The 13,715-nt window shown below is 60.4% G+C and carries 12 protein-coding genes; all 12 read left to right on the forward strand.

The features are described 5' to 3' along the window. Nucleotides 1–5: 5 nt before the first annotated feature. Nucleotides 6–1,187 carry a 1-deoxy-D-xylulose-5-phosphate reductoisomerase gene (gene ispC, locus Q8L50_RS13355; protein ID WP_305349123.1) on the forward strand — a complete coding sequence of 394 codons (1,182 nt, stop codon included), beginning with the start codon at nucleotides 6–8 and terminating at the stop codon, nucleotides 1,185–1,187. 13 nt (nucleotides 1,188–1,200) lie between these two features. Beyond that, the gene (gene rseP, locus Q8L50_RS13360; protein ID WP_305349124.1) at nucleotides 1,201–2,580 is read left to right on the forward strand and encodes an RIP metalloprotease RseP; all 1,380 of its coding nucleotides are present in this window, start codon (nucleotides 1,201–1,203) and stop codon (nucleotides 2,578–2,580) included. Nucleotides 2,581–2,593: 13 nt separating this feature from the next. After that, nucleotides 2,594–4,912: an outer membrane protein assembly factor BamA gene (bamA, locus tag Q8L50_RS13365; RefSeq protein ID WP_305349125.1), complete on the forward strand. Its 2,319-nt coding sequence runs from the start codon at nucleotides 2,594–2,596 to the stop codon at nucleotides 4,910–4,912. Then, complete coding sequence (locus tag Q8L50_RS13370; RefSeq protein ID WP_305349126.1) at nucleotides 4,912–5,418, forward strand: OmpH family outer membrane protein; 507 nt, start codon at nucleotides 4,912–4,914, stop codon at nucleotides 5,416–5,418. Before bamA ends, Q8L50_RS13370 begins: the two co-directional genes overlap by 1 nt. Before the next feature lie 20 nt (nucleotides 5,419–5,438). Next, a complete protein-coding gene (lpxD, locus tag Q8L50_RS13375; RefSeq protein ID WP_305349127.1) occupies nucleotides 5,439–6,515 on the forward strand; it encodes a UDP-3-O-(3-hydroxymyristoyl)glucosamine N-acyltransferase in 1,077 nt (358 codons plus the stop codon). Further along, nucleotides 6,512–6,952, forward strand: a complete 441-nt coding sequence (fabZ, locus tag Q8L50_RS13380) for a 3-hydroxyacyl-ACP dehydratase FabZ (RefSeq protein ID WP_305349128.1) — start codon at nucleotides 6,512–6,514, stop codon at nucleotides 6,950–6,952. Before lpxD ends, fabZ begins: the two co-directional genes overlap by 4 nt. Before the next feature lie 21 nt (nucleotides 6,953–6,973). Further along, on the forward strand, nucleotides 6,974–7,768 hold the full coding sequence (gene lpxA, locus Q8L50_RS13385) for an acyl-ACP--UDP-N-acetylglucosamine O-acyltransferase (protein WP_305349129.1): 795 nt from the start codon (nucleotides 6,974–6,976) through the stop codon (nucleotides 7,766–7,768). 51 nt (nucleotides 7,769–7,819) lie between these two features. Further along, nucleotides 7,820–8,950: a lipid-A-disaccharide synthase gene (gene lpxB / locus Q8L50_RS13390; protein ID WP_305349137.1), complete on the forward strand. Its 1,131-nt coding sequence runs from the start codon at nucleotides 7,820–7,822 to the stop codon at nucleotides 8,948–8,950. After that, nucleotides 8,922–9,539 (forward strand): ribonuclease HII, encoded by a 618-nt coding sequence (gene rnhB / locus Q8L50_RS13395; RefSeq protein WP_305349130.1) that lies wholly within the window; start codon nucleotides 8,922–8,924, stop codon nucleotides 9,537–9,539. Before lpxB ends, rnhB begins: the two co-directional genes overlap by 29 nt. Nucleotides 9,540–9,547: 8 nt before the next feature. Next, nucleotides 9,548–10,327 carry an RNA methyltransferase gene (locus Q8L50_RS13400; protein WP_305349138.1) on the forward strand — a complete coding sequence of 260 codons (780 nt, stop codon included), beginning with the start codon at nucleotides 9,548–9,550 and terminating at the stop codon, nucleotides 10,325–10,327. 231 nt (nucleotides 10,328–10,558) lie between these two features. Then, complete coding sequence (gene carA, locus Q8L50_RS13405) at nucleotides 10,559–11,743, forward strand: glutamine-hydrolyzing carbamoyl-phosphate synthase small subunit (protein WP_305349131.1); 1,185 nt, start codon at nucleotides 10,559–10,561, stop codon at nucleotides 11,741–11,743. Further along, the coding region (carB, locus tag Q8L50_RS13410) for a carbamoyl-phosphate synthase large subunit (RefSeq protein WP_305349132.1) at nucleotides 11,743–13,715 on the forward strand (1,973 nt) is incomplete at its 3' end. The genes carA and carB, both read left to right, overlap by 1 nt.

Below are 13,715 nucleotides of genomic sequence, written 5' to 3' on the forward strand. Positions count from 1 at the left end.
ACCGTATGAAAAGACAAAGCGTCACGGTGCTGGGGTCGACCGGCTCGGTCGGTGTCAACACGCTGGACGTGATCGCCGGCCACCCTGATCATTTCGAGATTTTTGCGCTCAGCGCTTCCACCCAGACCGAGTTGATGTTGGCGCAATGCATGCGTTTCAAGCCGCACTACGCCGTCATGGTCAGTGGGCCACACGCTCGCGATCTGGCGCAAAAATTGAAGTCAAATGGGCTTGAAACCCATGTTCTTTCAGCTCCGGATGCTCTCGAATTCATAGCGTCCGACGAGCGTGTGGACATCGTGATGGCGGCGATTGTCGGTGCGGCGGGCCTGGCGCCCTGCATGGCCGCAGCGCGGGCCGGCAAGCGGCTGCTGCTGGCCAACAAGGAAGCGCTGGTGGTCGGCGGTGAAGTCTTCATGCAGGCTGTGCGTGAGGGCGGTGCCCAGTTGTTGCCGATTGACAGCGAGCATTCCGCCATTTTCCAGTCCCTGCCGGAAGACCCGGCGGTCTGGGCCGAACGCATTGACAAAATCATCCTGACCGCATCGGGTGGCCCGTTTCGCACCCGCGCGCCGGCCACTTTGCGCGATGTCACGCCCGATGAGGCCTGCGCCCACCCTAATTGGGTCATGGGCCGCAAGATTTCAGTGGATTCCGCGACCATGATGAACAAGGCGCTGGAGGTGATCGAAGCGCGTTATCTTTTTGGCCTGAAGTCCGCGCAGATTGAGGTGGTCATTCATCCGCAGAGCATCATCCACTCGATGGTGCAGTACCGCGACACCTCGGTCGTGGCGCAGCTCGGTACGCCCGACATGCGGGTGCCCATTGCCTACGGCCTGGCATGGCCTGGACGGATCACGTCGGGCGCACAGGCGCTCGATTTTCGTGCGCTGTCCACCATGACCTTCGCCGCACCCGATAACCAGCATTTCCCCGGTCTGCCGCTGGCCTGGGAGGTGCTTGACGCGCCGACCGGGACGCCCGCGATACTCAACGCAGCCAATGAGGTTGCGGTGGCAGCTTTTCTCGACAGGCGCATACGGTTTGACCAGATTCACCTTGTAAATCGCGGAACTCTGGATGCTGTACACGCTTCTCAAGTTCATGGAATCGAGGATTTGCTGTCGCTGGACGCGCAAGCGCGTGTTGCGGCCGTGGCGATTGCAGGAAAGATGACGAATTGACAGGAGTTTTGCCATGTTGACCTTGGTCGCCTTTGTGGTTGCCCTCGGCTTGCTGATTGCCGTGCATGAATACGGCCACTACCGGGTTGCCGTGGCCTGTGGTGTGAAGGTGCTGAAGTTTTCTGTCGGTTTTGGCAAGCCGATTTACACCTGGAAGCTGAAAAACAGTCCGACTGAATTTTCCATCGGCATGTTGCCGCTGGGCGGCTACGTCAAGATGCTCGATGAGCGTGAAGCGCCGGTGGACCCGTCCGAGCGTCACCTGGCCTTCAACAACCAGCCTCTGCGCTCGCGTACCGCGGTGGTTGCTGCCGGGCCTGCGGCCAATTTGCTGTTGGCCATCCTTTTGTACGCCATCGTTAACTGGAGCGGTCTGCAGGAGCCCCAGGCATTGCTCGCCAGTCCGGTGGCCGGCTCCATCGCCGAGCGTGCAGGCTTGCGCGGCGGCGAGCAGGTGCTTCAGGCGGGGTTTGACGACGAGTCCTTGCAGGAGGTGCGATCTTTTGAGGACCTGCGCTGGCGCCTGACCCAGGGCGCACTCAGTGGCCGCGATGTGCGGCTGCTGGTCAGTAGCGACCTGGCGCCGGCGGCTTCCGCACGGGACGGCGCGCCAACCTCTGGCCGCAGCGTGTTATTGAAACTGAGCGAGCTCAACGCCGCTGACGCCGATGCCCAGCTGTTTCGCAAGATTGGTATTGTCGGACCGCTGACCCAGCCGGTGATTGGCGACATCATGCCGGGGAGCGCGGCCGAAAAGTCCGGCATGCAAAGCGCGGATGTAGTCTTGCGTGTCGGTGAACGAACCGTCGTCGATGGCCAGCAGCTGCGCGAAACCATCCGGGCGGCGGGTGGCCGGACACAGACCTGGCAGCTGTTGCGCGCCGGACAGGCCCTGTCGCTTGCGGTGACGCCGGACGTCAAACAGGAAGGCGGGCAGGCTGTTGGGCGCATCGGCGCTTATGTGGGCGCGCCGCCTGCCATGGTCACGGTGCGCTACGGGCCGCTGGACGGCTTGTGGAATGGCGCGCTGCGGACCTGGCAGGTCTCGGTGCTTACCCTGAAAATGATGGGCAAGATGGTGATCGGTGAGGCGTCACTTAAAAACCTCAGTGGCCCTCTGACGATTGCCGACTACGCCGGCAAGTCAGCCAGCCTGGGCTGGACCGCGTACCTGCTGTTTCTGGCCCTGATCAGCGTCAGTCTGGGGGTGCTGAATTTACTGCCTTTGCCGGTTTTGGATGGTGGGCACCTGATGTATTATCTTTGGGAGGCGATAACCGGCAAAAGCGTGTCGGACGCGTGGATGGACCGGTTGCAGCGCGGGGGCGTTGCTATCCTGCTGGGCATGATGTCTGTTGCCCTGTTTAACGATGTCTCCCGGCTTTTGGGATAACACCATTTTTTTCATGCAAAAACAAATCAAACGATTCAAAGTCCGCAGCGTGTCCGCGATGGTCGCAAGTTTTCTGGTCGCGCATGCGGCATGGGCCGTGGATCCCTTCACCGTGCGCGATATCCGGGTGGAGGGTTTGCAGCGGGTGGAGCCCGGTACGATTTTTGCGTCCCTGCCTTTTCGTGTTGGCGAAACCTATACCGACGACAAGGGCGCTGGCGCGATCCGGGCCCTGTTTGGCCTGGGGCTGTTCAAGGATGTGCGGCTGGAAGTCAGCGGAAATGTGCTGGTGGTCATTGTTGAAGAACGTCCGACAGTGGCTGACGTTGATTTTGTAGGTGCCAAGGAGTTCGAAAAAGACGTGCTCAAGAAGGCCCTGCGTGAGATCGGTCTTGCGGACGGCCGCCCTTTCGACAAGGCACTGGCTGACCGGGCAGAGCAGGAGCTCAAGCGGCAGTACGTCAATCGCAGCCTTTACGGCGCTGAAGTTTTGACCACCGTGACACCGATCGAGCGAAACCGGGTCAACGTGACTTTCAGCGTGACCGAAGGTGATGTTGCCAAAATCAAGGAAATCCGGATTGTTGGCAACAAGGTGTTCAGTGAATCCACCTTGCGTGGCTTGTTTGACCTGGATACCGGGGGCTGGCTTAGCTGGTACACCAAGTCGGACCGGTATTCGCGCAACAAGCTCAACGCCGATATCGAGACCCTGCGTTCCTACTACCTCACGCGTGGCTATCTCGAGTTCAAGGTGGACTCCACCCAGGTGGCGATCTCGCCCAACAAGCAGGACATTTCAGTGACCATCAATGTCACCGAAGGTGAGCGCTTCACCGTATCGGGCGTCAAGCTGGAGGGCAATTTTCTGCAGCGGGAGGAAGAGTTCAAGTCGCTGGTGGCCATCAAGCCCGGCGAAGCCTACAACGCTGACCAGGTCGCACAGACCGTCAAGGCGTTCACCGACTATTACGGCAGTTTCGGGTTCGCCTTTGCCAAGGTGGAAGCCCAACCGGAAATCGACCGCGCAAACAACCGTGTGGCCTTTGTACTGCAGGGCGAACCTTCCCGTCGCGCCTATGTGCGGCGCATCAACCTCAGCGGCAACAACCGGACCCGCGACGAAGTCGTGCGGCGCGAGTTCCGGCAGTTTGAAGCGTCCTGGTACGACGGCGACAAGATCCGGCTGTCGCGGGACCGGGTGGACCGACTGGGTTACTTTACCGAGGTCAACATCGACACCCAGGAAGTACCTGGAACCCCTGACCAGGTCGACCTCAACATGGCGGTGGTCGAGAAGCCGACCGGCAACCTGCAATTGGGCGCCGGTTTTTCAAGTGCTGACAAGTTGTCCCTTTCATTCGGCTTCAAGCAGGAAAATGCCTTTGGCACCGGCAACTACCTTGGCCTCGAGGTCAACACGGGCAAATACAACCGCCAGCTGGTGCTGAGTACGGTGGATCCGTATTTCACGGCCGACGGCATATCACGCACGATTGACGTTTACCAGCGTACATCCCGTCCCTATGAAAGCCAGCTTGGCAATGTGAACGGTCGCGTGATTGGCGACTATGCCATCAAGACCACCGGTGCCAGCATCCGTTTCGGCGTGCCTTTCAGCGAGGTTGATACTGTCTATTTCGGCGGTGGCCTGGAGCAGATTGATATTTCCGGCATCAACCTGCCACCGGTGTACCAGACCTATGTCAGGGACTTTGGCGCGAAGAGTAATTCTGTGCCCTTGACCATTGGCTGGTCGCGTGACGACCGCGACAGCGCGCTGGTGCCCACCAAAGGGCGCTTCCAGCGTCTGTATGGCGATTGGGGGGTGGCCGGCGACGCCAAGTTCCTGCGCAGCAACTACCAGTTCCAGCAGTACATTCCGCTGAGCAAGCAGTACACCATTGCCCTGAATACCGAGCTCGGCTGGGGCAAGGGACTGAGTGGCCAGCCGTTTCCGGTTTTCAAGAACTTTTATTCAGGCGGCCTGGGTTCGGTGCGCGGCTTCGAACCAGGCTCCCTGGGGCCACGCGACATTCAGGGCAACGCGATTGGCGGCCCGAAAAAAATCACGCTCAACGCCGAGGTCATCACCCCTTTCCCGGGAGCCGGCAACGACCGTACCCTGCGGCTGTTCGGTTTTGTGGACGTCGGCAACGTCTACGGCGAAAAAGAGAAGTACGACCTGGGTGAAATGCGCAGTTCCATAGGTTTCGGGGTCAGCTGGATATCGCCGCTCGGCCCTCTGCGCCTGGCATTCGCCAATCCGATGAACAAGAAGCCAACAGATAGAATCCAGAGATTGCAATTCCAAATTGGTACATCCTTCTAATGAAGTATTTTTCATACAGGTTCTTTCTGGCTGCGGTGATGACACTGGCGGCCTGCGCGGTGGGCGCGCAGGAGTTCAAGATCGGCATCGTCAACATCGACCGTATCTTCCGCGAGGCCAACAGTGCGAAGGCGGCCCAGGCCAAGCTTGAGGCTGAGTTTGGCAAGCGCGAAAAGGAGATCACCGACCTTGGCGCGCAGCTGAAGACATTGGCCGACAAGTTTGACCGTGAGGCGCCTACGCTGGCCGAAAGTCAGCGTACAGCGCGGCAAAAGCAACTGGTAGAGCAGGATAGGGATTTTCAGCGCAAACGCCGTGAATTCCAGGAAGACCTCAACGCGCGCAAGAACGAAGAATTACAGCAGGTCATAGAGCGTGCAAACCGGGTGGTGAAGACGGTGGCTGAGGCGGAAAAGTACGACCTCGTGCTACAGGAGGCGGTGTACGCCAATCCCAAGCATGACATCACCGACAAGGTCATCCGGGCACTGAACGCGGCTCGCTGAATTGAAGGCAGGAGCGCACTGTGACGCTCAGACTCGCGGACATTGTGCTCTCCCTGGCTGGCGAATTTGATGCCCGCCTGGTGGGTGACCCGGATACGCTGATCGAGCGGCTGGCTCCTCTTGAGTCGGCGACTGGTAGTGAGCTGAGCTTTCTCAGCCATCCCAAATACCTCGGAAAACTCGCCACCAGCCTTGCAGCTTGCGTGGTCGTGTCGCCGGCTGCTGAAGAAGCCGCCAGACGGCGCGGTACCTGCATCATTGTGGACGATCCCTATTTCTATTTTGCGCGGCTGACCCGGCTCTGGAAGCAGCGCCATCCATCAGCGGTCGGGTCCGAAGGCCCCTCTCGCCATCCCAGCGCTTTTATTGATCCGCTGGCTCAACTTGAGGCAGACGTGATGGTAGGCGCCTTTGCCAGCATAGGCGCGCGCGCGGTGCTGGCCAAGGGTGTATCTGTGGGCGCGCACTGCGTGATCGGAAACGATGTGCGCCTGGGTGCTGAAACACGCCTGGAGGCCCGGGTGACCGTGGCAGATGGGTGTGTGCTGGGCCAGCGCTGTCTGGTTCATCCGGGTGCCGTGATAGGCGCTGACGGCTTTGGCTTTGCACCACATGCCGGGCGCTGGGAGAAAATTGAGCAGCTCGGCATTGTGCGCATAGGCGACGATGTGGAGATTGGTGCCAACACCTGTATCGACAGGGGCGCGCTGCAGGACACTGTGATTGAAGACGGCGTCAAGCTGGACAACCTGGTGCAGATTGGCCACAACGTGCGGATAGGGCAGCACAGTGCTCTGGCGGGTTGTGCCGGCGTGGCCGGCAGCGCCGTCATTGGGGCACATTGCACCGTAGGTGGCGGTGCGGTGGTTCTCGGGCATTTGAACCTGGCCGACCATGTGCACATTTCTGCTGCGTCTGTGGTCACGCGGTCCATTCATCTGCCGGGCCATTACACCGGGCTTTTTCCCATCGACGACAATGCGCGGTGGGAAAAAAATGCCGCCACGCTCAAGCAGCTTCATGTTTTGCGTGAACGCCTGAAGGCGCTGGAGCAGACAAGTCCTCAAGCCTTAGCAAAAAGCCCCAAAAAATCATGATGGACATTCACCAAATTCTCAGCCAGCTTCCGCACCGCTACCCCTTTTTGCTGGTGGACCGGGTGCTTGAACTCGAAAAAGGAAAACGCATCAAGGCGCTGAAAAACGTCACGATCAACGAACCTTTTTTTACCGGCCATTTTCCGCACCGGCCTGTCATGCCAGGCGTACTCATGCTCGAAGCCATGGCGCAGGCCGCGGCCCTGCTGGCTTTTGACATGCAGGGCATTCGCCCGGACGACAAGACCGTGTATTACTTTGCAGGGATTGACGGCGCGCGCTTCAAGCGGCCGGTCGAACCGGGCGATCAACTGATCATGGAAGTGAGCCTGTTACGGCTCAAAGCCGGTGTGTTCAAGTTCAAGGGCACTGTCCATGTCGAGGCCAACCTGGCGTGTGAGGCCGAGTTGATGTGCACCATGCGTACCATCGCCTGAGCCCGCAGGAGAAGATTTTCCGTGACAGGTATTCATTCCACGGCGCTGGTCGACTCGCAGGCCCAGCTCGACAGCAGCGTCAGTGTCGGGCCCTACACCGTCATCGGCCCCCACGTCAGGGTCGGGGCCGGCACCAGCATTGGTGCGCATTGCGTGATCGAAGGCCACACCACCATCGGGCAGGACAACCGCATTTTCCAGTTCAACTCGCTGGGGGCAATTCCGCAGGACAAAAAGTATGCGGGTGAGCCTTGCGAGCTGGTCATCGGCGACCGCAACACCATCCGCGAGTTTTGTACCTTCAACATCGGTTCGCCCGGTGACAGCGGGGTCACGCGGGTCGGAAACGACAACTGGATCATGGCTTATGTGCATCTGGCGCACGACTGCCAGGTCGGCAGCCACACCATTTTTGCCAACAACACGCAGCTGGCCGGCCATGTACATGTGGGCGATTGGGTGATCCTGGGCGGCTTCACTGTTGTGCACCAGTTTGTGCGGCTTGGTGCACACAGCATGACCGCCATGTGTGCGCTGCTATTCGCAGATTTGCCGCCGTTTGTGATGTGCCAGGGGCAGCCTGCCGAGGCGCGGTCCATGAATTTTGAAGGCCTGCGCAGGCGTGGTTTTTCACCGGAACGTATTGCCGCTGTCAAGGGCATGCACAAGGCGCTTTACCGCGAGGACCTGACGCTGGCGCAGGCCACGGCGCGCATCACGGAGTTGACTTCTCTCTATCCTGAGGCGCAGCCGGATGTGCAGATGATGCTGTCCTTTCTGGCCGATACCTCGCCTCAGCGTGGCATCGTGCGTTAGCGGGCCGCCTCAGTGAAAGCCGCTGGAGATCCGGCCTTTCCTGTGCTGGCGATGGTCGCTGGTGAAACTTCGGGCGATCTTCTTGCCGGTTTGCTGCTCGATGGTTTTCGCGCCCGTTGGCCCGGTCTGCGATCAGGCGGCATCGGCGGCCCGCAAATGGTCAGACGCGGTTTTGAGGCTTGCTGGCCCAGCGAGAAACTGGCGGTGCGCGGCTATGTAGAGGTGTTGCGGCACTACCGCGAAATCGTCGGCATCCGAAAGCAGCTCAAAGACAAACTTCTGCAACAGCGCCCGGATGTCTTTATCGGCGTCGACGCCCCCGACTTCAACCTTGATCTGGAGGCCGACCTCAAGTCCGCGGGTATTCCCACCGTGCATTTCATCAGTCCGGCAGTTTGGGCCTGGCGTGCTGACCGGGTCGAGAAAATCCGCCGCAGTGTGGACCATGTGCTCTGCATTTTCCCGTTTGAACCCGCCTTGCTGGCACAACATGGCATCCGCGCCACCTATGTGGGGCATCCGCTGGCGAGCATGATCCCGATGCAGGCGGACAGGGCAGCTGCGCGCCAGAAGTTGGGCTTGCAGCCTGACGACCTCGTGCTGGCGGTATTGCCGGGCAGCCGGCGTTCTGAAGTGGTTTACCTCGCTGACCGGCTGTTTCGGGCTGCAGCCCTTGTGCGGCTTGCGCAACCAGCTATCAAAATCATAGTTCCCGCAGTGCCCGCACTGCGCCAGCAAATTGTTGAGGCTGCTGCCTCTGCTGGCCTGCCAACTGATGCGCAGATCGTCGAGGGCCAGTCCCACACGGTGCTGGCCGCCTGCGATTTGACCCTGATTGCCAGCGGCACCGCGACGCTGGAAGCGGCGCTGTTCAAACGGCCGATGGTGATTGCCTACAACATGAACTGGTTGTCATGGCAGATCATGCAGCGCAAAAAGCTGCAGCCCTGGGTCGGCCTGCCCAATATCCTGTGCAGTGATTTTGTGGTGCCCGAGCTGCTGCAGGAAGCTGCCACACCGCGGGCACTGGCTGCGGCTGTGTTGCAGTGGATCGATGCGAAAATCACTGCACCGGAAAAAATCACCGCGCTTGAACAACGATTTACCCGGCTGCATCACGAATTGCAGCGCGATACCGCCCAATTGGCCACCGATGCGATCCAGAAAATTCTTGAAGGCTGAACAAGTCACCCTGTCCTGGGACACACCCGGCCTGTGGGCCGGTGTGGACGAGGCAGGGCGGGGGCCGCTGGCCGGGCCGGTGGTGGCCGCGGCCGTCATTCTGGACGACCTGCAGCCGATCAAGGGCTTGGCCGACTCCAAGGTGCTGACGGCGCTACGTCGCGCCAGGCTTTACGACGAAATCCTGGCCAAAGCCCTGTGCTGCTCGATTGCCCAGGCCAGCGTGGAAGAAATCGACAGACTCAACATCCTGCAGGCCACCATGCTGGCGATGCAGCGCGCCGTTGAGGGCTTGCGCCTGAAGCCGGTGAAGGTGTTGGTCGACGGCAACCGCCTGCCGGTGCTCAGCATGCTGGCCGAAGCCATCGTCAAGGGCGATGCGCTGGTGCCGTCGATTTCTGCGGCGTCCATTCTTGCCAAGGTGCACCGCGACCGCTGGTGCGAGCAGTTCCATCTGGAATACCCGCAATACGGTTTTGCTGGCCACAAGGGTTACGGCACGGCAGAGCATTTGGCGGCGTTGCGTGAGCACGGCGCCTGTCCGCAGCACCGCCGCTCGTTCAGCCCGGTGGCCGAGGTGCTGCGGTGAGCGCTGCCTTGCCCGCTGCGCCGGTTTTTGTCAGCTCACGCGACAACCCCCTGCTCAAGGATTTGCGCAGGCTGTCCCAGGACAGCACCGCCTACCGCAAGCAGGGACGGCTCTGGCTGGAGGGTGACCACCTGTGCCGCGCTGCGCTGGCCCGCGGCCTGAAGCCCGTCCTGGCCGTATTTTCAGAGTCTTTTTGGCCTCAAGCCCCCTCTGAATGGACGCAAGCAGCTATCAAAAACATAGTGATTGCCGATGCCTTGCTGCCGGACATCAGTGCCCTGGAGTCACCCGCGCAGATGGGTTTTGTGCTTGATTTGCCTGCGCAGGCAGAGCTGCTTCCCGATCGGGCTTGCATCATTCTGGACCGCGTTCAGGATGCGGGCAATGTCGGCTCCATTTTGCGCAGCGCGGCCGCTTTCGGTTTTGGCCAGGTCATTGCGCTCAAAGGCACGGCTGCGCTTTGGTCGCCCAAGGTTCTGCGCGCGGGCATGGGCGCGCATTTTGGCCTGCGCCTGCTCGAAGGCATTGCGCCGGCGGCACTGGACGTTTTGCAGGTGCCGGTCATCGTCACCAGCTCGCACCAAGGCAGTTTTTTGCACCAGCAGCCCATCCCCATGCCCTGCGCATGGGCCATGGGGCACGAGGGGCAGGGCGTCAGCGATGAGTTGATGGCGCGCGCCAGCCTGACGGTGCGCATAGAACAGCCAGGCGGGGAAGAGTCGCTCAATGTGGCCGCCGCAGCAGCGATTTGCCTGTATGCCAGTTCGCTGGCGTTGCGCGCAGACTGAGCCGGTGAGAGCCCCTGGGGCCAAGGCAGTCGCGTTCATCGCCCCCGCAGCATCGCATGCGTTTCCCGCATAGGGTGATCTCCTCCTCAAGCTATAATCAAGGGCTTTTCAAAACACAGCTTCGCCCGAGCGCATACAAAGCCAACCCCCTCACAAAAGCAACCCGCAAGAGTCTGACCGAGACGTTTCTTGTGCACGCTTGGGCGAACCGTAACCAATCCGGAGAACCCAGTGCTTTTGTCTCTACAGGGAATATCAGGGCAAAGCCCTCACGCCATCCTGGCGCTAGCAGACGGCACAGTTTTTGTCGGCAATTCCATAGGCGCCGCAGGTTCCACCGTCGGTGAGGTGGTGTTCAACACCGCCATGACCGGCTACCAGGAAATCCTGACCGATCCCAGCTACTGCCAACAGATCGTCACCCTCACGTACCCGCACATCGGCAACTATGGCGTCAACGCCGAAGACGTGGAGGCAGAAAAAATCCATGCTGCCGGCCTGATCATCAAGGACTTGCCGCTGGTGGCTTCAAACTTCCGCAGCACCATGACCTTGTCGGAGTACCTGGTCCGGGAAAAGACTGTGGCTATTGCCAACATAGACACACGCCAGTTGACGCGCATGTTGCGCACCCGGGGTGCGCAGAACGGCTGCATTCTGGCGCTGGCGGCGGGTGAGGCGGTTTCACCAGACGCTATCGAGAAGGCGGTAGCGGCAGCGCGCAGCGCGCCCAGCATGGCCGGCCTCGATCTGGCCAAAGTGGTGTCGGTCAAGCAATCCTACGAATGGAGCCAGACCGAGTGGAAGCTGGGCTCGGGTTATGGCGTACAGATCACGCCAAAATTCCATGTGGTGGCTTTTGACTTTGGCGTGAAAAAGAACATCCTGCGCATGATGGCCGAACGCGGCGCGCGCATCACCGTGGTGCCGGCGCAGACGTCCGCCACCGACGTGCTCAAGCTCCAACCAAATGGCATCTTTCTGGCCAACGGACCTGGCGATCCGGAGCCCTGCGACTACGCGATTGCGGCGGTACGCGAGTTGATCGAAACCGGTATCCCGACCTTCGGCATCTGCCTGGGCCACCAGATCATGGCGCTGGCCAGCGGCGCAAAAACCTTCAAGATGAAGTTCGGCCACCACGGCGCCAACCACCCGGTGAAGGACCTCGACAACGGCCGCGTCAGCATCACCAGCCAGAACCATGGTTTTGCAGTGGATGAGAAAACGCTGCCGGCGAATCTGCGTCCCACACACATCAGCCTGTTTGATGGCACGCTGCAGGGCCTGGCCCGCACCGACCAGCCGGCCTTCTGCTTCCAGGGCCACCCGGAAGCCTCGCCGGGACCGCACGATATTTCGTATTTGTTTGACCGTTTCACCGCCCTCATGGAACAGCATGGAGGGAATAAATAATGCCAAAACGTACAGACATCAAAAGCGTCCTCATCATCGGGGCCGGCCCCATCATCATCGGTCAGGCCTGCGAGTTTGACTACTCCGGCGTGCAAGCCTGCAAAGCCTTGCGTGAAGAGGGCTACAAGGTCATCCTGATCAACAGCAACCCGGCGACGATCATGACCGACCCGGCCACGGCCGACGTCACCTACATCGAGCCCATCACCTGGCAGACGGTCGAGAAAATCATCGCCAAAGAGCGCCCGGATGCGATCCTGCCGACCATGGGCGGCCAGACCGCGCTCAATTGCGCGCTGGACCTCTGGCACAACGGCGTGCTCGACAAGTACAAGGTTGAACTGATTGGCGCTACGCCCGAAGCGATTGACAAAGCCGAAGACCGGCTGAAGTTCAAGGACGCGATGACCAAGATCGGCCTGGGCTCGGCGCGCTCGGGCATTGCTCACAGCATGGAAGAAGCCTGGACCGTGCAGAAGACCCTGGGGTTCCCGACCGTGATTCGGCCCAGCTTCACGCTGGGCGGCACTGGCGGCGGCATTGCCTACAACTCGGAAGAGTTCGAGGCCATCTGCAAGCGCGGCCTGGAAGCCTCGCCGACCAACGAGCTGCTGATCGAAGAGTCGCTGCTCGGCTGGAAAGAGTACGAGATGGAAGTGGTGCGCGACAAGGCCGACAACTGCATCATCGTCTGCTCGATTGAAAACCTGGACCCCATGGGTGTGCATACCGGCGACTCGATCACCGTGGCACCGGCCCAGACCCTGACCGACAAGGAATACCAGATCCTGCGCAATGCCAGTCTGGCGGTGCTGCGCGAGATCGGCGTCGATACCGGCGGCTCCAACGTACAGTTTTCGATCAACCCGGTCGATGGCCGCATGGTGGTGATCGAGATGAATCCGCGTGTCTCGCGCTCCTCGGCGCTCGCGTCGAAGGCCACCGGTTTCCCCATCGCCAAGGTGGCTGCCAAGCTGGCCATCGGTTACACGCTGGACGAGCTGCGCAACGAAATCACGGGCGGCGCCACGCCCGCGAGTTTTGAGCCGAGCATCGACTACGTGGTGACCAAGATCCCGCGTTTTGCGTTTGAAAAATTCCCGACTGCTGACAGCCGCCTGACCACCCAGATGAAGTCGGTCGGTGAAGTCATGGCCATGGGCCGCACCTTCCAGGAATCCTTCCAGAAAGCCTTGCGTGGCCTGGAAGTCGGCGTGGACGGCATGAACGAAAAGACGCAGGACCGCGAGGTGCTGGAGAAAGAACTTGGCGCGCCTGGTCCCGACCGCATCTGGTACGTGGGCGACGCGTTTGCCATGGGCATGAGTGTCGATGAAGTGTTTGCCCTGACCAAGATCGACCCGTGGTTTCTGGTACAGATCGAACAGATCGTCAAGATCGAGCTGGAGCTGGAAACCACCACCCTGGACAAGATTGACGAACCGACACTGCGCGCCCTCAAGCAAAAGGGCTTCTCTGACCGGCGCCTGGCCAAACAACTCAAGACCACGGACACTGCCATCCGCGAGAAACGACTGCAACTCGGCGTGCGCCCGGTCTACAAACGGGTGGACACCTGCGCCGCAGAGTTTGCGACCAACACCGCCTACATGTATTCGACCTACGAGGGTGAGGGCAGCGAGTGCGAAGCCGAGCCAACTGACAACAAAAAGATCATGGTGCTCGGCGGCGGGCCCAACCGCATCGGCCAGGGCATCGAGTTTGATTACTGCTGCGTCCATGCCGCACTTGCCATGCGCGAAGACGGCTACGAGACCATCATGGTCAACTGCAACCCCGAGACCGTGTCCACCGATTACGACACCAGCGACCGCCTGTATTTTGAGCCACTGACGCTGGAAGACGTGCTGGAAATTGTGGACAAGGAAAAGCCGCTGGGCGTGATTGTCCAGTACGGCGGCCAGACGCCTTTGAAGCTGGCGCTGGACCTGGAGAAAAACGGCGTGCCCAT

Source organism: Polaromonas sp. (genome assembly GCF_030680935.1).
Taxonomy (GTDB): Bacteria; Pseudomonadota; Gammaproteobacteria; order Burkholderiales; family Burkholderiaceae_C; genus Polaromonas.